The organism is Paenibacillus sp. KN14-4R, assembly GCF_052180255.1.
Lineage (GTDB): Bacteria > Bacillota > Bacilli > Paenibacillales > NBRC-103111 > Paenibacillus_AM.
Genome location: NZ_CP197466.1, coordinates 22,501 through 45,064 on the forward strand (window position 1 = coordinate 22,501; position 22,564 = coordinate 45,064).

At 43.3% G+C, this 22,564-nt stretch carries 17 protein-coding genes, 2 tRNA genes and 2 rRNA genes (1 of these 21 cut by a window edge); 17 read left to right on the top strand and 4 right to left on the bottom strand.

What is annotated here, in order from left to right; translation table 11 throughout:
* From ACSBOP_RS00140 to ACSBOP_RS00200, 13 genes are all read left to right on the top strand, one after another.
* Nucleotides 1–2,691: ribosomal RNA gene (locus tag ACSBOP_RS00140) — 23S ribosomal RNA — on the top strand (it extends 242 nt beyond the left edge of the window).
* Between the two features lie 100 nt (nucleotides 2,692–2,791).
* Nucleotides 2,792–2,908: ribosomal RNA gene (rrf, locus tag ACSBOP_RS00145) — 5S ribosomal RNA — on the top strand.
* Nucleotides 2,909–3,153: 245 nt separating this feature from the next.
* Nucleotides 3,154–4,338, top strand: a complete 1,185-nt coding sequence (locus ACSBOP_RS00150) for a putative glycoside hydrolase (RefSeq protein WP_442602515.1) — start codon at nucleotides 3,154–3,156, stop codon at nucleotides 4,336–4,338.
* Between the two features lie 136 nt (nucleotides 4,339–4,474).
* Nucleotides 4,475–5,932: an IMP dehydrogenase gene (gene guaB, locus ACSBOP_RS00155; RefSeq protein WP_442602516.1), complete on the top strand. Its 1,458-nt coding sequence runs from the start codon at nucleotides 4,475–4,477 to the stop codon at nucleotides 5,930–5,932.
* Nucleotides 5,933–6,057: 125 nt separating this feature from the next.
* Nucleotides 6,058–7,368, top strand: a complete 1,311-nt coding sequence (locus tag ACSBOP_RS00160; RefSeq protein ID WP_442602517.1) for a D-alanyl-D-alanine carboxypeptidase family protein — start codon at nucleotides 6,058–6,060, stop codon at nucleotides 7,366–7,368.
* 151 nt (nucleotides 7,369–7,519) lie between these two features.
* Complete coding sequence (gene pdxS / locus ACSBOP_RS00165; protein ID WP_442602518.1) at nucleotides 7,520–8,401, top strand: pyridoxal 5'-phosphate synthase lyase subunit PdxS; 882 nt, start codon at nucleotides 7,520–7,522, stop codon at nucleotides 8,399–8,401.
* A 44-nt stretch (nucleotides 8,402–8,445) separates the two neighbouring features.
* Nucleotides 8,446–9,009, top strand: a complete 564-nt coding sequence (gene pdxT, locus ACSBOP_RS00170) for a pyridoxal 5'-phosphate synthase glutaminase subunit PdxT (protein WP_442602519.1) — start codon at nucleotides 8,446–8,448, stop codon at nucleotides 9,007–9,009.
* Nucleotides 9,010–9,159: 150 nt separating this feature from the next.
* Nucleotides 9,160–10,458 carry a serine--tRNA ligase gene (gene serS / locus ACSBOP_RS00175; RefSeq protein ID WP_442602520.1) on the top strand — a complete coding sequence of 433 codons (1,299 nt, stop codon included), beginning with the start codon at nucleotides 9,160–9,162 and terminating at the stop codon, nucleotides 10,456–10,458.
* Nucleotides 10,459–10,543: 85 nt separating this feature from the next.
* A tRNA-Ser gene (locus tag ACSBOP_RS00180) sits at nucleotides 10,544–10,628 on the top strand.
* Nucleotides 10,629–11,080: 452 nt separating this feature from the next.
* Nucleotides 11,081–12,004: a S66 peptidase family protein gene (locus ACSBOP_RS00185; protein WP_442602521.1), complete on the top strand. Its 924-nt coding sequence runs from the start codon at nucleotides 11,081–11,083 to the stop codon at nucleotides 12,002–12,004.
* 92 nt (nucleotides 12,005–12,096) lie between these two features.
* A complete protein-coding gene (locus ACSBOP_RS00190; protein WP_442602522.1) occupies nucleotides 12,097–12,438 on the top strand; it encodes a hypothetical protein in 342 nt (113 codons plus the stop codon).
* A 6-nt stretch (nucleotides 12,439–12,444) separates the two neighbouring features.
* On the top strand, nucleotides 12,445–12,591 hold the full coding sequence (locus ACSBOP_RS00195; RefSeq protein WP_442602523.1) for a hypothetical protein: 147 nt from the start codon (nucleotides 12,445–12,447) through the stop codon (nucleotides 12,589–12,591).
* A gap of 34 nt (nucleotides 12,592–12,625) precedes the next feature.
* Complete coding sequence (locus ACSBOP_RS00200) at nucleotides 12,626–12,775, top strand: small acid-soluble spore protein P (RefSeq protein WP_442602524.1); 150 nt, start codon at nucleotides 12,626–12,628, stop codon at nucleotides 12,773–12,775.
* Between the two features lie 314 nt (nucleotides 12,776–13,089).
* Here the strand turns inward: ACSBOP_RS00200 and ACSBOP_RS00205 are convergent, their stop codons facing one another.
* The 3 genes from ACSBOP_RS00205 to ACSBOP_RS00215 are packed head-to-tail and all read right to left on the bottom strand — an operon-like array spanning nucleotide 13,090 to nucleotide 15,416.
* Nucleotides 13,090–14,274, bottom strand: coding sequence for a hypothetical protein (locus ACSBOP_RS00205; RefSeq protein WP_442602525.1), 1,185 nt, complete (start codon nucleotides 14,272–14,274; stop codon nucleotides 13,090–13,092).
* A 21-nt stretch (nucleotides 14,275–14,295) separates the two neighbouring features.
* Nucleotides 14,296–14,775 (bottom strand): anti-sigma factor family protein, encoded by a 480-nt coding sequence (locus ACSBOP_RS00210; RefSeq protein ID WP_442602526.1) that lies wholly within the window; start codon nucleotides 14,773–14,775, stop codon nucleotides 14,296–14,298.
* Nucleotides 14,772–15,416 (bottom strand): RNA polymerase sigma factor, encoded by a 645-nt coding sequence (locus ACSBOP_RS00215; RefSeq protein ID WP_442604324.1) that lies wholly within the window; start codon nucleotides 15,414–15,416, stop codon nucleotides 14,772–14,774. Before ACSBOP_RS00215 ends, ACSBOP_RS00210 begins: the two co-directional genes overlap by 4 nt.
* Nucleotides 15,417–15,735: 319 nt before the next feature.
* On the opposite strand from ACSBOP_RS00215, the gene serS (ACSBOP_RS00220) reads away from it, so the two are divergent.
* From serS (ACSBOP_RS00220) to ACSBOP_RS00230, 3 genes are all read left to right on the top strand, one after another.
* Nucleotides 15,736–17,031 carry a serine--tRNA ligase gene (gene serS / locus ACSBOP_RS00220; RefSeq protein ID WP_442602527.1) on the top strand — a complete coding sequence of 432 codons (1,296 nt, stop codon included), beginning with the start codon at nucleotides 15,736–15,738 and terminating at the stop codon, nucleotides 17,029–17,031.
* Nucleotides 17,032–17,152: 121 nt separating this feature from the next.
* Nucleotides 17,153–18,061 (top strand): polysaccharide deacetylase family protein, encoded by a 909-nt coding sequence (locus ACSBOP_RS00225; RefSeq protein ID WP_442602528.1) that lies wholly within the window; start codon nucleotides 17,153–17,155, stop codon nucleotides 18,059–18,061.
* A 203-nt stretch (nucleotides 18,062–18,264) separates the two neighbouring features.
* Nucleotides 18,265–21,258 (top strand): S-layer homology domain-containing protein, encoded by a 2,994-nt coding sequence (locus ACSBOP_RS00230; protein WP_442602529.1) that lies wholly within the window; start codon nucleotides 18,265–18,267, stop codon nucleotides 21,256–21,258.
* A gap of 78 nt (nucleotides 21,259–21,336) precedes the next feature.
* On the opposite strand, the gene ACSBOP_RS00235 is transcribed toward ACSBOP_RS00230, so the two are convergent.
* Nucleotides 21,337–21,413: transfer RNA gene (locus tag ACSBOP_RS00235), tRNA-Arg, on the bottom strand.
* A 173-nt stretch (nucleotides 21,414–21,586) separates the two neighbouring features.
* Here ACSBOP_RS00235 and ACSBOP_RS00240 point away from each other — a divergent pair.
* Complete coding sequence (locus ACSBOP_RS00240) at nucleotides 21,587–22,561, top strand: LacI family DNA-binding transcriptional regulator (RefSeq protein WP_442602530.1); 975 nt, start codon at nucleotides 21,587–21,589, stop codon at nucleotides 22,559–22,561.
* The last annotated feature ends 3 nt before the right edge of the window (nucleotides 22,562–22,564 follow it).

Here is a 22,564-nt window from a genome sequence, read left to right on the forward strand (position 1 = left end):
CAGTAGCGGCGAGCGAACGCGGATTAGCCCAAACCAAGGAGCTTGCTCTTTGGGGTTGTAGGACGTCAACATGGAAATAGCTTGCTAGGTGAAGAGATCTGGAAAGGTCTGCGATAAAAGGTAACAGCCCTGTAGCCAAAAGCGAGCGAAATTCCTAGACGGATCCTGAGTACGGCGGGACACGTGAAACCCCGTCGGAATCTGGCAGGACCATCTGCCAAGGCTAAATACTCCCTAGCGACCGATAGTGAAGCAGTACCGTGAGGGAAAGGTGAAAAGCACCCCGGAAGGGGAGTGAAAAAGAACCTGAAACCGTGCGCTTACAAAAAGTCAGAGTCCGTTAAGGGATGATGGCGTGCCTTTTGTAGAATGAACCGGCGAGTTACGTTTGCATGCGAGGTTAAGGTGATAAGCCGGAGCCGCAGCGAAAGCGAGTCTGAATAGGGCGAATTTTAGTATGTAGACGTAGACCCGAAACCGTGTGATCTACCCCTGTCCAGGGTGAAGGTGCGGTAACACGCACTGGAGGCCCGAACCCACGCATGTTGAAAAATGCGGGGATGAGGTGGGGGTAGCGGAGAAATTCCAATCGAACTCGGAGATAGCTGGTTCTCCCCGAAATAGCTTTAGGGCTAGCCTTGGAAAGAGAGTAGTGGAGGTAAAGCACTGATTGGATGCGGGGCCCCCCAAGGGTTACCAAGTTCAGTCAAACTCTGAATGCCACATACTTATATCCAGGAGTCAGACAGTGAGTGCTAAGATCCATTGTCAAGAGGGAAACAGCCCAGATCATCAGCTAAGGTCCCCAAGTGTGTGTTAAGTGGGAAAGGATGTGGAGTTGCAAAGACAACCAGGATGTTGGCTTAGAAGCAGCCATCATTTAAAGAGTGCGTAATAGCTCACTGGTCGAGTGACTCTGCGCCGAAAATGTAACGGGGCTAAACACACCACCGAAGCTATGACATGTAGAAACAAGATTTCTACTTGGGTAGGGGAGCGTTGTGTACAGCAGTGAAGGTTGATCGTGAGGACAGCTGGAGCGTACACAAGTGAGAATGCCGGTATGAGTAACGAAAAGACAAGTGAGAATCTTGTCCGCCGAAAACCTAAGGGTTCCTGAGGAAGGTTCGTCCGCTCAGGGTAAGTCGGGACCTAAGGCGAGGCCGAAAGGCGTAGTCGAATGGACAACAGGTTCAAATTCCTGTACCACCAAAAACCGTTATGAACGATGGAGTGACGCAGTAGGATAGTGACGCGAGCCGATGGATATGCTCGTCCAAGCAGTGAGGCTGATGTGTAGGCAAATCCGCACATCGATAAGGCTGGGCTGTGATGGGGAGGGAAACTTAAAGTACCGAAGGTCATGATTTCACACTGCCAAGAAAAGCTTCTAGTCAGGTCAAGGTGCCCGTACCGTAAACCGACACAGGTGGGTGAGAAGAGAATTCTAAGGCGCGCGGAAGAACTCTCGTTAAGGAACTCGGCAAAATTACCCCGTAACTTCGGGAGAAGGGGTACCCCGGTAGAGTGAATAGCTCGAGGGGGTCGCAGTGAAAAGGCCCAAGCGACTGTTTAGCAAAAACACAGGTCTATGCGAAGCCGTAAGGCGAAGTATATGGGCTGACGCCTGCCCGGTGCTGGAAGGTTAAGGGGAGTGGTTAGGGAGCAATCCCGAAGCTGTGAACCGAAGCCCCAGTAAACGGCGGCCGTAACTATAACGGTCCTAAGGTAGCGAAATTCCTTGTCAGGTAAATTCTGACCCGCACGAATGGCGTAACGACTTGGGCGCTGTCTCAACGAGAGATCCGGTGAAATTTTAATACCTGTGAAGATGCAGGTTACCCGCGACAAGACGGAAAGACCCCATGGAGCTTTACTGCAGCTTGATATTGAACTTTGGTACGATCTGTACAGGATAGGTGGGAGCCTTAGAAGCCTGAGCGCCAGCTTAGGTGGAGGCAACGTTGGGATACCACCCTGATCGTATCGGAGTTCTAACCTACTACCGTATAACCGGTAGAGGGACCGTGTCAGGTGGGCAGTTTGACTGGGGCGGTCGCCTCCTAAAGAGTAACGGAGGCGTCCCAAGGTTCCCTCAGAATGGTTGGAAATCATTCGAAGAGTGCAAAGGCATAAGGGAGCTTGACTGCGAGACCAACAAGTCGAGCAGGGACGAAAGTCGGGCTTAGTGATCCGGTGGTACCGCATGGAAGGGCCATCGCTCAACGGATAAAAGCTACCCTGGGGATAACAGGCTTATCTCCCCCAAGAGTCCACATCGACGGGGAGGTTTGGCACCTCGATGTCGGCTCATCGCATCCTGGGGCTGAAGTAGGTCCCAAGGGTTGGGCTGTTCGCCCATTAAAGCGGTACGCGAGCTGGGTTCAGAACGTCGTGAGACAGTTCGGTCCCTATCTGTCGTGGGCGTAGGAAATTTGAGAGGAGCTGTCCTTAGTACGAGAGGACCGGGATGGACGTACCGCTGGTGTACCAGTTGTTCCGCCAGGAGCACCGCTGGGTAGCTATGTACGGAGGGGATAAGCGCTGAAAGCATCTAAGCGCGAAGCCCCCCTCAAGATGAGATTTCCCAATTAGTAAGACCCCTTGTAGACGACGAGGTTGATAGGTTGGAGGTGGAAGCGCAGCAATGTGTGGAGCTGACCAATACTAATCGGTCGAGGGCTTATCTAAAACATTACGAAGTCTGATCTTCGTAAACCCTATCTTTACTCTTCAATTCGCATCTAGTTTTCAAGGTACAAGCCTTGGTCGCTTTTTTAATAAAAGCTAGTTTGGTGACGATGGCGGAAGGGAACCACGCGTACCCATCCCGAACACGACCGTTAAGCCTTCCAGCGCCGATGGTACTTGGACCGAAGGGTCCTGGGAGAGTAGGACGTCGCCGAGCAAATGAAAAGAAGCTGTTACTCATTTTGGGTAGCAGCTTCTTTTGTTACATTGAGTTGATTTTGTTCAGGTGCCGTTTGTAAAGGTAGTTCGATATGTCTAGAACTTTTTTATGATTTTGCTTAAACTCATTTTATTCACGATTAATTTGGAAATTGTTATATTTATATCCATTAAAAAGTTCATTTTCCCATTACAACTCTCTTTCCCATAATGTACATACTACCTCCTAAGGAGGCGAGTAGGATGGAAGAGAGTCCAATACATAAGATCAACTGGATCATACTAGCGCTTGTCGGGATAATGCTAGTATCAGGTTGCTCTTGGAATCGTCCAAAGGCTGAATCTGATAAGAATTCCCCGATTAAAATAAATCAAATGCAAGAAAAACAAATAACCAACGAACAACGCTTGCAGCAGCAATATGATGCGACGACGAAGAGAAGTCGTCCATTGGTAAAAGGGATTTATGTATCTGCTTATGTCACGCAAGGCAAGAAGTTGGAAAAACTGCTTGCGATGATGGAAGCGAATCATTTGAATACAATGGTAATCGATGTAAAGTCGGATACAGGTCAAATCATGTACGATTCCTCTGTAAAACTTGTTAATGAGATTGGTGCGGATGCAAATCCGGTTATTAAAGATTCAATTCAATTAATGAAGCATTTAAAGGATAAGGGTATTTATTTGATTGCACGTATTGTCGTGTTCAAAGACTCATTTTTAACAAGACACAGACAAGAATATGCATTGGTTAAAAAGGAGGGGGGATTGTGGAAGGATCGTAAGGGCGCGCGCTGGTTAAATCCTTATAAAAATGAAACATGGCGGTATAACTTGGATATTGCTAAAGAAGCTGTGATGCAAGGATTTGATGAAATTCAATTTGATTATGTGCGCTTTCCGGAAAACGGGAAGAGGGTAGACAGTGAGGTCGATTTTGGTGTAACAAATGGAAGGTCCAAGGCAGATACAATTGCAGGTTTCATTGCTTATGCGAAAAAAGAGCTTGGTCCTCATACCAATGTGTCAGCTGATGTATTCGGACTTACTACTTTTACGACGCAAGATGGAGGCATTGGACAGGATTGGTCTAAGCTGAGTCCTTCTCTTGATGTGATCTCCCCGATGATTTATCCTTCGCACTACAACAAAGGGTTTTATGGGATACGCAATCCGAATGAGCAGCCATATGCGCTGATCAAACAGGCATTAGGTGATGCGATAAAGTCGAACGCCCGCTTATCAAATGAAGGTAAAAAAGGAGCGGTTATTCGTCCGTGGTTGCAAGATTTTACAGCTTATTGGATTAAACCTCATCGGGAGTATACGGCAGCAGATGTGAGAGAACAGATTAAAGCCGCTCACGAAATGGGCATTGATGAGTTCTTATTATGGAATTCACAATGTAGGTACTCTTTTAAATAAAGAAGGAAATGCTTACTAGGACTGCTTTTATTGTAATAAAATCTCAGTTGTTATTTACTTGACATGAAAATTGACCTTTTGTTAAGATGGCAATAATAAATTTTGGGAATACCAAATATAGAGGGGGAACTGTACTGTGTGGGAAGCGAAGTTTGCTAAAGAAGGTTTAACGTTTGACGATGTTTTGCTTGTTCCAAGAAAGTCGGAAGTGTTCGGAAAAGAAATTGATATTACGACTAAATTAGGACCTCATGTGAAGTTAAACATCCCATTTTTGTCTTCAGCGATGGATACGGTAACGGAATCCAAACTGGCAATCGCGATTGCTCGTGAAGGCGGAATTGGGATTATTCATAAGAACATGTCAATTGCACAGCAAGCTGAAGAAGTAGATCGCGTTAAAAGATCCGAAAGCGGCGTAATTACGAACCCATTCTCCCTAACTCCAGAGCACTTGGTATATGATGCGGAAGCATTAATGTCCAAGTACCGGATCTCAGGTGTACCTATCGTGAATGAGAATAAAGTATTAGTAGGTATTCTCACGAACCGTGACTTGCGTTTCATCCATGATTTCAATACGAAGATTAGTGATGTGATGACAAAAGAGAACTTAGTGACGGCTCCAGTAGGCACTACGCTTCAAGAAGCGGAAGGGATTTTACAGAAGCATAAGATTGAAAAGCTGCCATTAGTTGATGAAACAAATGAGCTTAAAGGTCTTATTACAATTAAAGATATTGAAAAAGCAATTCAGTATCCTTCTGCAGCTAAAGATAAGTATGGTCGTCTCCTAGTGGGTGCAGCGATCGGCGTATCCAAAGATGGTTTGGAGCGTGCAGCAGCTCTAGTAGAAGCAGGTATTGACCTAATCGTTGTAGACTCCGCTCATGGTCACCACGTTAATATCAATAACATGGTGAGAGAACTACGCAAACAATATCCAGACTTGCCAATTGTTGCAGGTAACGTGGCTACCGGTGACGGAACGCGTGATCTGATTGAAGCAGGAGCTTCTGTTGTAAAAGTGGGTATTGGCCCGGGCTCAATTTGTACAACCCGTGTTATTGCAGGTATTGGCGTACCGCAAATTACGGCAATTTTTGATTGTGCGAATGTAGCACGTGAGTATGGTGTACCTGTTATTGCTGATGGTGGTATTAAGTACTCTGGTGACGTGGTGAAGGCTATTGCAGCAGGCGCAAGCGCGGTTATGCTTGGTAGTATGTTTGCAGGTACGGAAGAGAGCCCTGGAGAGCAAGAAATCTTCCAAGGCCGTCGTTATAAAGTGTACCGTGGTATGGGATCGATCGGCGCGATGAAAGAAGGCTCCAAAGATCGTTACTTCCAAGAAGGCGAATCCAAATTGGTTCCGGAGGGTATTGAGGGACGAGTTGCTTACAAAGGACCTCTTGCAGACAGCATTTACCAACTAATCGGTGGTCTTCGTTCCGGTATGGGATACTGTGGAGCTCGGAACATCAAGGAATTAATCGAAGATACAGCATTCGTACGTATCTCAGGTGCAGGCTTACGTGAAAGCCATCCGCATGATGTTCAAATTACGAAAGAAGCACCTAACTATTACCTGTAATATAACAATAAGTGGATAAAGAAAGCTGGGGTTCCATCTGGAATCTTAGCTTTCTTTTTTTGCATAAGGGGGTATGTTAAAATATAATCTAAATCTGATAAAAAAAGTAGGAGTGTGGGAATGAAGTGAATGCGGTGAAGAACAATTGGAAGAAAAGGATTGCGTGGGTACTAACAATTTGCATGATACAAATGGTCATTTTTCAGATAAATGGCTCGAAAGTTGCATATGCGGAGACTGCACCACCCTCTGCACTTAGTTTGGAGGTAAAATCAGCGATTCTAATTGATGCTGCGACTGGTCAAGTGTTGTATGAAATGGATGCGGATACTCCGCGCCAGCCAGCCTCCATGACAAAAATGATGACAGAGTACCTCGTGCTTGATGCGATCAGAGATAGTAAATTAACGTGGGACGAGCTTGTAAATACAAGCAAATATGCGTCTTCTGTTATCGGTTCAGGTCAAATGATTGCAGAGAACGAGAAACTTCCTGTGAAAGACATGTTCGCGTTGATGTCGATCTACTCCGGTAATGACGGTTCTGTTGCGCTTGCTGAGCGAGTGGGCGGTGGTTCGGAAGACAATTTCGTCAAAATGATGAATGATAAGGCAAAAGCAATTGGGATGTCGGATAAGACCTCCTTTAATAATGCGACGGGTTTAACTCGTGCGGATTTGAAAGATTATGCGTCCAAAACATATACAGGCGAAAACTTGATGACAGCACGTGATGTTGGGATCTTGGCTAAAAATTTAATTAAGGATCACCCGGAAATTTTAAATTATACAAAGATTACATCGCAAAAATTAAGACCAGCAGACAAAGCGCCAATGACCAACTGGAACTGGATGCTAGAGGGTTATAAAGACAGCGCATTCCGTAAAGGCTATGCTTATCAAGGTCTTGATGGACTTAAAACGGGTCACACAGACGAGGCTGGGTGGTGCTTTACAGGTACAGCGGAGCGTAACGGCCTTCGCTTAATTTCCGTAGTAATGGGCGCGAATACAGAAGCGAAGCGTTTTGACGAAACACGTAAGCTGATGGATTATGGCTTTAACAATTTTGAAAATAAACAATTAGTGAATGAAAAGACAGCACTTGATGGAGCAAAAGTTGCTTCTGTTAAAAAAGGTGTGGAGCTTGAAGTTCCGTTGGTAACGAAAAACGCAGTTTCTTATATCGTTCAAAAAGGTGAAACAGCAACTGATTTGAAAGTGGAAACAACGCTTGTAGATGAAAGTAAGCGTGTGGCACCGATCAAAAAGGGAGATGTTCTAGGAACAGCTAAAATCACATATAAAAACAATACGCAATCGGTTGATTTGATTGCTGATGCGGATGTGGAGAAGGCTAGCTGGTGGCGTCTGATGTTCCGTGCAATCAAAGACTTCTTCGTCAATTTGTTCTCGGACATTAAGAGCTTATTCTAGTGGAGAAATCTGTGCCAATGAATCGTTGAAATTGCTTGAATAATGGTTGTGTAAAAATAGGCGTTCATGTAAAATGTGTCTTTAGAAGTGAACTATCGGTAGAGTATTCTGACGATGGATGTTACACATATGGAGCAGGGGGTATAGGGACATGGAAACAGGTACATCTCGCGTTAAAAGAGGAATGGCTGAAATGCAAAAAGGCGGCGTCATTATGGACGTTATGAATGCGGAACAAGCGAAAATCGCTGAAGCAGCAGGTGCGGTAGCAGTAATGGCACTTGAGCGGGTTCCATCAGACATTCGTGCTGCTGGCGGTGTTGCACGTATGTGTGATCCGACAATTATGGAAGAAGTAATGAAGGTCGTTTCCATCCCGGTTATGGCAAAGGCTAGAATTGGCCATTATGTGGAAGCAAAAATGCTGGAAGCAATGGGTGTAGACTACATTGATGAGAGCGAAGTGCTAACACCAGCTGATGAAGTTTTCCATATTAACAAGAGTGAATTCACTGTACCATTCGTTTGCGGAGCAAAAGACATTGGTGAAGCGCTTAGACGTATTGGCGAAGGCGCATCTATGATCCGTACAAAAGGCGAGCCAGGAACAGGTAATATCGTGGAAGCAGTACGTCATATGCGTACGGTACAAGCTCAAATTCGCAGAATTCAAGTGATGAGTAAAGATGAGCTAATGACTGAAGCGAAGAACTTAGGCGCTCCATATGAGCTAGTCCTGCAAGTACATGAGACTGGTAAATTGCCAGTTGTAAACTTTGCAGCAGGCGGTGTAGCAAATCCAGCGGATGCTGCCCTTATGATGCACCTTGGATCTGATGGTGTGTTCGTAGGATCGGGTATCTTCAAATCCGACAATCCTGAGAAGTTCGCAAAAGCAATCGTTCAAGCGACGACTCATTATACGGACTATGGTTTGATCGTGGAAGTATCCAAAAATTTGGGTACACCAATGAAAGGGATCGAAATTTCCAAGCTTCAAGCTGCTGAGCGCATGCAAGATCGCGGCTGGTAATACTAGCTATCGCCTTGGATTAGCAGAAGGAAGGGTAGATCAGCATGAAAATTGGTGTATTGGCTTTGCAAGGTGCGGTCGCGGAGCACATTCGTTTGATCGAGCTTGCAGGTGCAGAAGGTGTGATCGTCAAGAAAGTCGAGCAGTTGGCAGACATAGATGGGATTATCCTGCCTGGTGGGGAAAGCACAACGATGGGTAAGCTCATGCATTTGTATGGATTTATCGATGCGCTACGATCCTTCTCAGATCAGGGTAAACCGATTTTCGGAACGTGTGCAGGTATGATTCTATTGGCCGAAGAAATTGCAGGACAAGAGCAACCACACCTTGGACTCATGTCCATGCGAGTGGCTCGTAATGCTTTCGGTAGACAGCGTGAAAGCTTTGAGACGGATTTACCGGTTGTGGGAATTGTTGAGCCTGTACGGGCCGTTTTCATCCGCGCACCGCTAATTGAAGAATTCGGCGCAGGTGTGGAAGTGCTTGCTACGTATAACGGACAAATTGTAGCAGCACGTCAAGGGCATTTGCTAGCGGCATCCTTCCATCCGGAGTTGACTGATGACTACGCGATGCACAGTTACTTTTTGAGTATGGTAAAATAGATTTGCTGAAGTTCTAAGTGCGCTGAATAAGCACTTCCTTCGCCTCTGGCGGCGGGGGGTGCTTGTTCGTGAGTCAGGGGGTATGAGCGATATCATACCTCCTAACTTACCCTTAGTAAGAAAATAAATTGAGTTACAGGAGGAACCTCCTTGTTTGATGTGAAATTATTGAGAACTGACTTAGAAGCAGTTCAAGTAGCTATGAGTCATCGTGGGAAAACAATTGAGGAAATTAATTCTTTTACAGAAGTTGATTTAAAGCGTAGAGAATTGCTGCAAGAAACGGAGCAACTGAAGAACCGTCGTAATACGGTTTCCCAGGATGTTGCGAAGATGAAGCGCGCTGGTGAAAATGCGGACGAGCTTATTGCGGAAATGAAAGTCGTTGGCGATCGTATCAAAGAATTAGACGATGAAATTCGTATTTTGGATGAGCGTTTGCAAAGCATCTTGCTCGTCATTCCGAATATGCCGCATGAGAGTGTGCCTGTAGGCGCATCTGAAGAACAGAATGTGGAGATTCGCCGTCATGGTGAAGCGCCGAAGTTTGATTATGAACCGAAAGCGCATTGGGACATTGCCCAATCTCTAGGCATTTTAGATTTTGAAGCAGCGGCGAAGGTAACGGGATCACGCTTTGTGTTCTATAAAGGACTAGGTGCACGCTTAGAACGCGCAGTTATGAACTTTATGATGGACTTGCAAAGTGATGAGCATGGTTATGAAGAAATGCTGCCTCCGTACATCGTGAATCGTGACTCTTTAACAGGAACAGGGCAATTGCCAAAGTTCGAAGAAGATGTGTTCAAGATCGAAGGATCTTCAGAGTACTATCTGATTCCAACCGCTGAAGTACCCGTTACGAACTATCACCGTGACGATATTGTACCTGTAGAGACATTGCCGGTTAATTTCGTAGCGTTCAGTGCTTGTTTCCGTTCTGAAGCGGGTTCAGCAGGCCGTGATACACGTGGATTGATCCGTCAGCATCAATTCAATAAGGTAGAGCTTGTGAAGATTGTAAAGCCTGAGGAGTCCTATGACGAGCTGGAGAAGCTCACAGGACATGCTGAAGAGGTGCTTCGCAGATTAGGACTGCCTTACCGCGTATTAACGCTTTGTACAGGTGATTTGGGCTTTACGTCCGCTAAGACTTATGACCTAGAAGTATGGATTCCGAGCTCGAATGTTTATCGCGAAATTTCTTCATGCTCGAACTTTGAAGATTTCCAAGCACGTCGTGCCAATATCCGCTTCCGTCGTGATGCGAAAGCAAAACCAGAGTTCGTTCACACGCTTAATGGGTCAGGACTTGCAGTAGGCCGTACAGTGGCTGCAATCCTTGAGAACTACCAACAAGCAGATGGAACAGTTGTTGTTCCTGAGGCTTTGATCCCATACATGGGTGGCGTAAAAGTAATTTCCGCAAAATCCGACAAAAACATCTAAATAACGGTTGATAAATGTTTAACTGTTATGATATAATACTTTTTGTCACTGCATGAGGACGCAGCAAGCATCCTTGTGCTTTTATGGAGAGGTGGTCGAGTGGTTTAAGGCAGCGGTCTTGAAAACCGCCGAGGTGCAAGCCTCCGTGGGTTCGAATCCCACCCTCTCCGTACATACATCAAACGAAGGAGCGAAGTAATTCGCTCCTTTGTTGCGTTTATAGGGATGAGAACCCACGAAAGTGGGGACGTCGCAGCATAAGCTACGTTAGCAGTACATCGCAGTCCCGAGCGAAGTGAGGGCATCCCACCCTCTCCGTACATACATCAAACGAAGGAGCGAAGAAATTCGCTCCTTTGTTGCGTTTATAGGGATGAGAACCCACGAAAGTGGGGGCGTCGCAGCATGAGCTGCGTTAGCAGAACATCGCAGTCCCGAGCGAAGTGAGGGTATCCCACCCTCTCCGTACATAAAGAAAAGGTCATCGACGTTCGCGTCGGCGGCCTTTTTTGTGTTGTATGACTTTTTGATTAGGAATGAGTGCTTCTTATGATCCAAATAGGCGCATACCCCATACATTATAACAATAGGAGTTTTTTTGGGTAGGAAGGGGGTTATGACCATGTCAATAAAGCCACCGTTGTTAAAACCAGGTGACACAATCGGCATTGTCACTTTAGGAAGTCCTTTGAATGCGGATACGATCAATAACCGGATAAATGTGCTTCAGCAACTGGGGTTTAATATCCGACTCGGAAAATATGTATACGCCGAAAATGGTTTTTTAGCGGGCATGGAAATAGAGCGAGCAACCGATTTGATGCAAATGTTTGCAGATGATGAAGTGTCTCTGATCTTGCCAACAAGAGGAGGGGTTGGGGTATCTGACATTCTTCCTTTCTTGGATTACAATTTCATTATCAATCATCCTAAAATAATATCTGGTTATAGTGATATGACAGCTTTACTAAATGCCTTGTACCAACTTGCAAACTTGATTACATTCCATAGTCTTATGCTCATTGATTTTAAAATGAGCACGCCTGCTTATAACTTCGATCAATTTTTTGCAGCCACGTCAACTTTAAGGGCACCTCGAGAAATTCAAAATCCGCCCGATATTCCATTGCAAAGTCGGGTGCTAGGAAACGTAACAGGCCCTATTGTCGGAGGGAATTTAACATCATTCGTCGGTTTGTTAGGAACTCCTTTTGAGGTCGACACGCGGGGTAAAATATTGTTTCTGGAAGAAACACATGAGCCGATCAACACCGTGTATCGCTATTTAAGTCAGTTGAGATTAGCGGGGAAATTCGATGATTGTATCGGAATCGTAATGGGGGAGTGCACGAACTGTGTGGAAGCATACGGGGTTACGTATGAAAATTTGATCAATCGATTCCTCGTTCCTTTAGGTAAACCACTAATGACAAATCTGGCAACGGGTCATGGTTACTATAAAGCTGCGATTCCAATTGGGGCTATGGTTAATTTGAATACATTTAACAATACGATGACTGTGCTGGAACCTAATGTGAGCAGGTAGAGTATGAGTCAAAGACGGTAAACTTGCTAAAAGAAGGATCGGTTAAAGTCAGGGACACCTACGCATGTTAAAGATGCGGAGGTGTAAAGACAATGGATAAACCTGCAATCACAGGAACAGAGCTAGCGCATGCTTGGGCAATTGAGCTTCCGAAACACATGCCAAACTCGGATCATGCTAAGGTATGGCCGGATGAGAGCGATGATCAGACGCTGCGGGTGCATATGACCAATGCGGGTCGCAGCTCGTATACGTTCGATTTTAAATGTACGTATGTGGATTCCCGCGAAGTGAAGGTCGATTTAGTGGATGTGGAGAGGGATCAAGTTCATATTGAAGAGCATTCTGATATCGTTCAGGAACTTATTCAAAATGATGTGCGCCATATTCACGAATGTGCACAAGCGCTACGCGATATTACCCATGGAGGCTAACGAAGAATGACGAAGTCCAAATCGAGAGATAAAAATTTGCAAAATGTTGTTAAGGATCTAGACCAACCTAACCTCGGTTCTCATAACGCTCAGCAACGTCAGCAGCAGACGAATGACCGACGCCATCAGGATCTAGTCAACCATGAAGAGTAGTGGATATAAGAATTGCTGGATAGGGGGTTAGCAGATGTCTAAGCCAAAATCAATCGCTACGGGTGCGCCGGAAGGCAGTCAGAGGAATATTCAACGTGAAACAAATGGACCCATGGAACCCCTATCGGGCTCTCACAAGGTGAAGAATCGTAATCATACGCACCATAAAAATGGTGAAGGTTAAAATCATTTAAAATGGATGTATATTGTTGAATACTTCGGACATACTATTCTTGTCGGTGAAAAGAGAGGTGTGGTTCCGTTGAACGACGTGAGCAAATACCGAAGTGATCTTTCGTAAACTTGTGAATCTTAGCTGGAGGGCGATGTGCTAAAGACACTTTAGTGTAAGTAGACACAGATGAGGCCAGATAGGAATACTGCAAGCAAATGAGAAGCTGAACTTAACAATCACCGATCAAGAAGGGCCCTTCGGGGCTCTTTTTGCATGAAAAAAGGTTTGCAATCCTAAAAATGATCGCAAACCATAATTTATCATTATTCAAATGAGTTCTTATTCTTACGAAGTAGTAGAACAAGTCCTCCGACAATAAGGATGCCAGCAACAAATACAATTTGCAGATTATCTTTGATGAAATAATAATAATATCTCCATTGCTGCCACTCTTCCCCACTCAAATGAACGCCAAATGCATCGAATACTTGTGTGCCGTACCTGCCTGGATCCAACCGATTGAATACGAAGGTGATTGCAAGCACAATAAGTCCCAGTCCCAGTAAACGGCGGTAATTCCCAAACTGACTTCCAATCATCGGTCGATCTTCAACACCGTATGTTTCGTATTTGGAAATGAGCTGAAGGGAGTCGAAAAACGAGAAGAACCAAATAATCGGAACAAGAAATAAAAAAAGCGACAAACGAATCATATCGAGCATATAAAGCGATAGCAAGAAAGCAATCATAAGTTGAATGCCACGCTTTTGTGCGCCGAGATACAAGTGACCTGCCCCTGGGAAAATAGAGAGCAATGTGGCGACTGTACGATTTTTGGTGTCATACGCACGGTTCTGGTAAAGATCCTCAAAAAATGATTGATCGCTTAACATCTCTCCGTTCATTTTCTTATTGAATAAGTGTAAGGCATCGAATAAAGAGTAGAACCAGATTACTGGCAAAATGAGCAGGAAGGCCATAAAACTGCCTCTACCGGTCATTCCACTAACAAAGGAGAGGAAGATCGGTACGCTAACGAACAAAGTCATCGTGGTTAGACCGCGTTTCATAAGTCCCAAATAGAAGTGGGCAAGTCCAGGTACGATAGATAAAAGTATGATTTTGGACGAATCCGTATGTCTTGGATAAAGATTTGCTGAATGCTGCATATTCCAATAGGGATCATGATCATGTAAGGGATCACCCATATTCATATTCGGATCAATCGAGCTCATGTAGGAATGCTGCTGGTTATAGAGACTAAGCGTTCGCTGGATACACATGACCGCATCGATAAGGCAGATGATCCAAAGAATAACATCACCTATAAATAAAGTGACCAATATTTTAGTTGGGCCATGGGTAATAATTGCAAAGAAAAAAAGGAGAACGATTCCCCAAAAGGGAATGCCGTATGCTAAAGAACGAGGATATTTACGCTGATAAAAATGCCCTATTCCTGGAAACAAAGCTAGAAAATAAGGTAAAAAACCTGGGTTGGGATTCAATGAAACAGCCTCCTTACAGTATTATTTCGAGTTTGTTGTGTTCATTTGATTTTGTGAGGGAACAGATGGTGGAATCTCTAGAAAACGCAGCGTGTGTTCCACAAGCTTATCACTGACCCTACCACTGCCCTCTGCAGATGAAGGTTGCTGGATGGCATCCACTTGGTAGAGCAGACCTTGGAAAATACCAGTTACCATAAGAACCAATGTTGCCGCGGCAGCAATGAAATAGTTACGTATCGTACGTCTGCGCTCTGAAATTGTTGTATGGGATGGATTCAAGTGACGGTGTGTAGAAATCTGCTCCATAATCGCATCTGTTAATGCGGTTGGATCGACTGGAGCGGGTAAACGATTGGAGAGTTGTTCTACACTTGTCATGTACAAATCTAGACAAATCGGGCATTTGTACAAGTGCTGCTCCATGCTACTTGCTATATCGGAAGTAAGCTGCCCTTCTATGTAGAGGTGCCACGCATCATGATCGTAATGTTTGTTCAACGAAAATCCTCCTCCTTCCAACGATTGCGTATCCACTTCTTGGCCCGGTATAGCTTGGATTCTACGGTTTTAGTCGATATGCCTTGTTCCTCTGCAATGTCTTGATATGATTTCTCTTTAAAATAATAGTCGACGACGACTTCCCTATAATTGTCTGGTACGGTTTGTAGTTGATTTTGAACGAAATCTCGTGTCTCTTGGGCTAGAATAGCCTGCTCGACTACGGGATAGTCAGAAGCGTAATCTATATCTTGTGTTGGAGCAAGCTGATCTTGGTGCAATTGAGCTTGCTCACGCTGCCTTGTCATTTTTCGGCGATGATCGATCGCTTTATTGATGGCAATGCGGCTCATCCATGTTCGAAGACCTTTGTACTCGTACTGAGGGAGAGCGTTGTGGATCTGGACGAAAATTTCCTGCGTTGCATCTTCCGCATCACCGGCGTGCTTCAATACCGAGTACGCAAGCTGGTAAATCGTTGTTCGGTAAGTTTCGACAAGATGGCGAAAGGCATCCTGATCACCTGCTAATATCCGCTTGACGAGATGATGTTCATCGATGGTCTCTCCCTCCTTTCCAATAAATAGACGAATAGAGATGGAGACAACCCTGCACGTACAGCAATGATTTGTAAAATAAATTTAGTATACCATTCAGTTAGCAACTATTGACCTACACCAACGAAATGGCTATACTAAGTAACAACTAAAATGATATCGTGATTATGCCTATGATGAGCATCCAACTCGGAGGCGTTTTTGACCAGAGTAATCAGGTTGTTTACAACTTGTCTGTACTCCCTAAATAAACCGGCACCGCCCGTTACCGCGGAACCAAAGAGGATCAGAATCTCGTATACGCGAGGCTGATCAAGTTGGGTGGCACCGCGAGCGAACGCTCCTCGTCCCAAACGGATGAGGGCGTTTTTTGTATTTTTATAGACAAAGGGGCGCGGTGTACATGTTAGAAATGAAGTTTATCAGACAAAATGCAGATGTCATTCAAGAGGTAGCCAATCAAAAACGGATTCAAATTTCCATACCAGATTTGCTTGCATGTGATGAGAAAAAGCGGAAATTGCTGCAAGAGACAGAAAGACTCAGAAGTCAGCGTAACAGCTTGTCGCAGCAGATCAGTCAGCTTGTGCAGCAAGGGAAAAAGGATGAAATTGCGGGAATCAGGGATCAGGTGAAAGGCATTAACGAACAGCTGGTAGCCGTGGAGGCGGCTCTTACTGTCGTCGAATCGGAATATAATCAGTGGATGAACCTTGTTCCGAACGTGGTGTCGCCAGATACGCCAATCGGTCAATCGGATGAGGACAATGTGGAAGTGAAGCGGGTTGGAGAAATTCCGACATTCGATTATGAATTCTTGGATCATGTGACATTAGGTGAAATGCATGAGATGATCGACATTCCACGCGGTGTGAAGGTGGCGGGGACTCGGAATTATTTTCTCAAAGGGGCAGGGCTTTATCTTCACCGCGCTGTGCAGCAGATGACACTCGATTACCTTGTCGAGCGCGGATTCACACCGATGGATGTGCCGCTTATTGTGCGTAGTGAGGCACTGGATGGAACAGGCTTCTTCCCGCTGGGTGAGGATACGACCTTCAAGATGGCTGACGAGGGGAAATGGTTGGTTGGTACATCGGAGGTTCCGCTCGTTTCGTATTTCCGTGATGAAATTGTGGATGTGACGGAACCGATTCATCTTGCAGCTGTATCGACTTGTTTCCGAAGTGAGGTTGGATCGGCGGGCAAGGACGTCCGCGGCTTGTATCGAGTGCATCAGTTTGCGAAAGTGGAACAAGTTCTATTTTGCGAAAATGATCCTGAAGTCTCGGAAGCCTTACTCCAAGAAATCACGCAGCACGCAGAGGATATCTTGCAGCTGTTAGAACTTCCTTATCGTGTGGTTGCGGTGTGTACCGGGGATATGTCGCAGAAGACGTACAAACAGTACGATATTGAGACATGGATGCCAAGCAGGAACGCTTATGGGGAAACACATTCGTCGTCGAATTTGCACGATTTCCAAGCTAGACGCTCGAACATCAGATACCGGGATAAGGACGGTCAGTTGAAATATTGCCACACGCTTAATAACACGGCAGTTGCATCACCACGTATCTTGATCCCACTTTTGGAAAATCATCAACGTGAGGATGGTTCGGTCTATATTCCGAAGGCACTGCGTCCATATATGGGAAATAAAGAAGCATTATTTTTGAATAATCTGACTTTAAAATAGCGCTTACATTACCAGCTGAATTCCATTATAATGATTCTAAAAGAGCACAGTGTTCAAGTCAAACTGTGCTTCTTTTAGGGCAGAAATGCAGGATACACGGATTATATGGGGGGTTCAGTCAATGAGCATGCAACAAGAAAAAATGGGGTTTGCACCTGATGAACGGTTACTTATTGTGAATGCCGACGATTATGGGATGTGTCATACGAATAACTTAGCTATACAAGAACTTTTATTGTCTGGCGCCGTGTCCTCAGCAACATTGATGGTACCTTGCCCATGGGCGAAGGAAGCAGCCGTATTCAGTAGGAATCATAGTCACCTGGATGTCGGTATTCATCTAACGTTTACGAGTGAGTGGCCGCTTTATAAGTGGGGACCTGTAACGAGAGATGACAGCGTTTACACTTTGGTGACACATGAGGGCTTCTTCCCTGAGACTTCCTTTGAGTTAGAAACGCATGCAGATGCTGCGCATGTTCGTAAGGAGATTTTTAATCAAATCGAGCAAGCGATTGCTTGGGGTGTTGATCCCACCCACCTCGATATACACATGGGAAGCCTGTACGGCTTAACGACTGGAAAAGATTTTCTAGAGACCGTCTTCGAGGCTTGTCAATATTATGAATTGCCGCTGCGCTTACCGCGCAGATTTGTAGGTGTACATCTGCTCAGCCAAGTGGCTTTGCTTGCGAAGAAACGTATCCGTTCTGCAGAAGAGAAGGGGATTATGATCATTGATGATCTGTATCAACTGCCTTTTGCTCCACAAGCGAATGAAACGTATGAAGATGTGAAGCAGCAGATGATGGCGATCATTCGAGGTTTGAACCCGGGTATTTCAGAAATTCTGATTCATCCGAGTACGATTACATCTGAATTGGATGCGATTATGCCGTATGCCGCTAAGCGGGAGATGGAAAAGCAATTGTTCCTTGATACCGATATTCAGGATTTGATCGCTGCGGAAGGGATTAAGCGAATTAGTTATAGACAATTACGAGATGCCCAGCGTGGGAATAATATATAGGGAATGGAAGAGCCGTCTGTGGTGAAGCAGGCGGTTTTTTTGTTGTTTTGTAGAGAATGTTTAGTAGGATATTAGGATTGAGTGCGCATGAAGCTTCATAAGTAAATAAATGGTATCTTGTCACTCTGAAAAAAGGTAAAATATAACTGTTACATATTTTGGTATAAAATAATAATATTTTGAATGGAGAGGTTCATAAAAACATGGGTATGCGATTTAGATTAAAGAAATTGCAAGTGTTTAAGAAATCAAGATTTATAGTACTAGCAGTTATGGTCATGCTGAGTACGTTAGTTGTGCCTGTTGGGGTAATGGGAGAGGTAGCTGATAATAATACCCCAGTGTCTGTAAGTAATGAGGAAGGAAAAGAAAATCAGGGTCAAATGAAAGAGTTAGCAAATGGAGGAGCACAAGATGTAACTCCTATTAAAGTGTCAGATATAATATTACATCCATTCGATGGATTTGGTAAATTTATGATTCAAACAACAAGCAGGCTTTCTCCTTATGATATCAAAAATGAACTAATTATTACTTCAGCAGAAAAAAATCAAGTAGTTGATTATAATATTTATCGTAATGACTATCGTAATGGACAAATATATATAGAAATTATTAATCCAAATTTAGGGATTTTATACAAGCTTAATTTCTCAGATAAAATTACTATAAAGGCTAATTTAGATACTACAATAAAGTGGGAACTGAATGAAAGTAATATGTATATCGAACAAAAAATATTTCCTGAAAAGCCTATTAAAGGTAGTGATTTTAATGTAGCTATACGAACTCCTTTTAATTTTGAAGGAATTAATATATCTAACTTTAAGCTAAACGCATATAAGACCGGTACCAATCAGAAAGCAAATGGAAATATCATACTTCGTAAAATTAAAACAAGTGGATCAAAAGAGTCCTTTTCTATTTTTACATTAACTAGTGATACAGTTGAAAATATTGATATTGAATTTATATTAAATAATACCCCACTTGGAAAGTTGAAGAACATTAACATATATAATGAAGATGATGATAAAAATAATGATCCAAGTTGGTGGGTCATGGACGGAATGTATTCTTTAACTTATCACCAAGATGACAAAACGAGTATAGTTATTAATTGGAATGAAGCATTTGATTTAAAAGAAATTACCCATTATAAAATCATTGTGAATGAAATAGATATTGCAACTTTGCCAAGTAGTGTTCTAAGTTATAAATTAACAGGATTATCACTTGATACGGAATATCGAATAGAGATTGCAGCAGAGAATGTATTAGGTAGATGGACAAAATATGCTAAAGCAATCTTATATAAGACACCTGATGAAGATAAAGTTGTAACAGGGGTAGATGCTTTTGGAGGGATTGTAGGAGGATTTAGGTTACACCTTGTAGGTGCAAGTGCGCAAGAGATAAGAAAAGGTTTAAAGGTGTTCTTTATAAATAATGGAACAAAACAATATGTTGATTTTTCTATAGATGAAATATCGCGCATGATTACACTTAATTTTGCAGTGCTAAAGAGAGAATATTTTTATGAGATTTCGCAACCATTAGTCTTAAAAGAAGGGACAAATACAAAATTAGTCTGGAATTCAACATTGAACAGAAGTAAAACTACGCAAACCATTTCTCCTTCAAAACCGAAAATTAATGAGGAGTTTACGTTTAAAGTGAGATTAAATGATGCAGCAGGATTTGGGTATAGGAATTTTCATAAAGACAATTTTAGTATTGTACCATTGGTTTCAGGGACTGATAAAATTGCTAGTGGAAATTTAATTATTAATAATGTGAAGTTGGGGGATAACCTAGAGGATGATGGGAAAAATGGTACGGATGATCTATCAACCTATTATATAACAGCCTCCTATTCCAAAGCAGAAAACATCGATATTCAAGTGAATGTGGACAACGTTGTTTTACCTGAGAAATTAAAAAATGTTAGTATCGTTTCAGACGGTCAAACACCCGAGATTCCGCCTACAACACCACCAACATCACAACCTAATGGTGGTTCTTCATCCGGTGGTTCCTCTAGTCCAGTAGTGGCACCTTCATTACCTGAAATTAGGATCACATCAGATGGTGTACAATTAAAAGGTGATCTTAAAAATGTAAATTGGAACAATTTATTTACTTCACTCAAAGAAACGAATAAAAATCAAATTACAGTTGATTTCAAAAGTAGCTTAAATGTTCCATTAGCAGCTATCTTATTAGGAAAGCAAAAACTATCTGAAGGTTACATCCTTCTTAGCAATGAAAAGGGAACGGCAAAACTAAAATTTAGTGATATTAATGAGGATTTACTGAAGAACAATTTCGACAATTATACAAATCTAATACTCAATATAGTGCTGCAGCCTGAAATCAGTACAAGTCCGGAAGTTGTTGCTCATTCTTTACCCGTGAGAATGTACGTGAAGAATGGGGAGAAGCAAATTGAGGTGAACTGGTTAACATCGCAGGTTATTTTGCCTAAGGGATCTACATCCGATGTAATTGTGGTTAAGAAAAATGCTGATACTGGTGAGTGGGCTTATGAACCAGCTACGACTATGATGAAAGACGGCCAACTTATTGTAGAATTCAAACATCACTCTAATGATATGCTATATGTTCTGAATTATAGTAAGACTTTTGATGATGTAAAAGGACACTGGGCAGAGAAGGATGTATCATGGTTAGCATCTAGATTTATAGTAAAAGGGAATTATGAAGGGTTATATAAACCACAAGATCCTATTTCACGAGCAGAAGTCACTTCATTGTTAATGCGCATTCTGGGATCAGAGTCTGGTCTTCCGCAAGCGGAGAGTATATTTAAGGATGTTGATTCTCAAAAATGGTATTCAAAAGATATTAATCAAGCATTCAAGTTAGGTTTAATTAATGGTTTGAATGCTGATCAGTTTGCACCGAATGATTCTATTACAAGAGAGCAGCTTGCAGTCATGCTGAGCAAAGTCATTGAAAAACATAGTTCTGGTAAAAATAAATTCGATATTGATTTGTTAATAAGTTTTAGTGACAAGGATCAGCTTTCTGATTGGGCAATCAGCGCTATGAAATTGCTTGTTAATGAAAAGATCATGCAAGGTAACGAAGATAAAAAACTTGCACCTAAAGATCATGTGACACGAGCAGAGGTTGCCGTGTTACTAAAAAAAATGATAGAGTATTTGAAATAAATAATAATAAAAATAAAGCCGATGGATGAGCGATCCGTCGGCTTTTTTATAGTTGAAAAAGGGATGTTGTATCCTTTATGGCGCGCCCGATACGATTCGAACGTACGACCTGCAGTTTAGGAAACTGTCGCTCTATCCTGCTGAGCTACGGGCGCGCGGTACAAGGGATATTATAGCATGTCGATGCATGAATAGGGAAGTTGATCCAAAGACCGTGTAAGAAAAAATGATAGCGCTAACAAATAATCAAGGATAGGTTATTGACTATCAGATAAATAAAGCGTATATTGATTGTGTAACCGGTTACCTAAATGAGTGGAGTGAGTGTATGGCTTCGATTAAAGACGTGGCACAGCGTGCAGGCGTATCTGTTGCTACGGTATCAAGGGTTTTGAATGATAAGGGCTATGTTGGGCATAACACAAGGGAAAAAGTTGAACAAGCGATCAGTTCGCTCAACTATAAGCCCAATGAAGTAGCAAGAAGCCTGTTTAAGAAACAGTCGAGTACGGTCGGTCTGATCGTGCCGTCCATTATGAACCCCTTTTTCACCGAGTTAGCAAGAGCAGTCGAAGACACCGCTTCCAAGTTGGGTTACAATGTCATCTTGTGTAATTCCGATGGCAATAGTGAAAAGGAACAAGGCTATTTGGATGTACTGCAACAAAATTATGTGAATGGCATTATTATCTCTTCCAACACGCTAACGGCTGAACAAGTTGAATCGCTTAACATTCCAATTGTCAGCATTGACCGTGAAATTAGCAGCGGCTTACCTACAATTGTAGTGGAGAACAAGCGGGGAGCGGCAGTGGCTACACGTTTTTTGCAGAAAAAAGGGTGTAAGCGGATTGCCCACATTAGAGGTACAGTTGGGGTAGTGAATGCAGAAGAGCGATTCGAAGGTTATAAGGAAGTTGTTTCTTCTGAGCCATGGTATCAAGAGAGCTACATTGTAAATGGCAATTATGATATGCAAACCTCAATCCAAGCGACATTAGCGCTATTGGAGCGTCATCCAGAAATTGATGGTATCTTTGCTGCCAATGACATTATGGCAATTGGTGCGATTAAAGTCGCGCATCAGCTTGGATTAAAGATTCCTGAACAGCTTTCGATTGTTGGATTTGATGGAATTGCTTTAACGAATGTGATGACCCCTGAATTAACGACCATTGTACAGCCTATCTATGAACTTGGTGAAAAAGCAACAACCATGCTTGTTGGGCTAATGAGACAGCAGCCAGTGGAAGAAACCTATTATAGATTAGATGTGGAACTAGTAGAGAAAAATTCAACCTAAGGA

Excerpts from the sequence above, each read along its gene's own strand:
- ACSBOP_RS00195 (WP_442602523.1), top strand. The coding sequence starts at position 12,445 with ATGACGAAGTCCAAATCGAGAGATAAAAATTTGCAAAATGTTGTTAAG.
- ACSBOP_RS00240 (WP_442602530.1), top strand. The coding sequence starts at position 21,587 with ATGGCTTCGATTAAAGACGTGGCACAGCGTGCAGGCGTATCTGTTGCT.
- pdxT (WP_442602519.1), top strand. The coding sequence starts at position 8,446 with ATGAAAATTGGTGTATTGGCTTTGCAAGGTGCGGTCGCGGAGCACATT.
- serS (WP_442602527.1), top strand. The coding sequence starts at position 15,736 with ATGTTAGAAATGAAGTTTATCAGACAAAATGCAGATGTCATTCAAGAG.
- ACSBOP_RS00185 (WP_442602521.1), top strand. The coding sequence starts at position 11,081 with ATGTCAATAAAGCCACCGTTGTTAAAACCAGGTGACACAATCGGCATT.
- ACSBOP_RS00230 (WP_442602529.1), top strand. The coding sequence starts at position 18,265 with ATGGGTATGCGATTTAGATTAAAGAAATTGCAAGTGTTTAAGAAATCA.
- ACSBOP_RS00190 (WP_442602522.1), top strand. The coding sequence starts at position 12,097 with ATGGATAAACCTGCAATCACAGGAACAGAGCTAGCGCATGCTTGGGCA.
- ACSBOP_RS00200 (WP_442602524.1), top strand. The coding sequence starts at position 12,626 with ATGTCTAAGCCAAAATCAATCGCTACGGGTGCGCCGGAAGGCAGTCAG.
- ACSBOP_RS00225 (WP_442602528.1), top strand. The coding sequence starts at position 17,153 with ATGAGCATGCAACAAGAAAAAATGGGGTTTGCACCTGATGAACGGTTA.
- pdxS (WP_442602518.1), top strand. The coding sequence starts at position 7,520 with ATGGAAACAGGTACATCTCGCGTTAAAAGAGGAATGGCTGAAATGCAA.
- ACSBOP_RS00150 (WP_442602515.1), top strand. The coding sequence starts at position 3,154 with ATGGAAGAGAGTCCAATACATAAGATCAACTGGATCATACTAGCGCTT.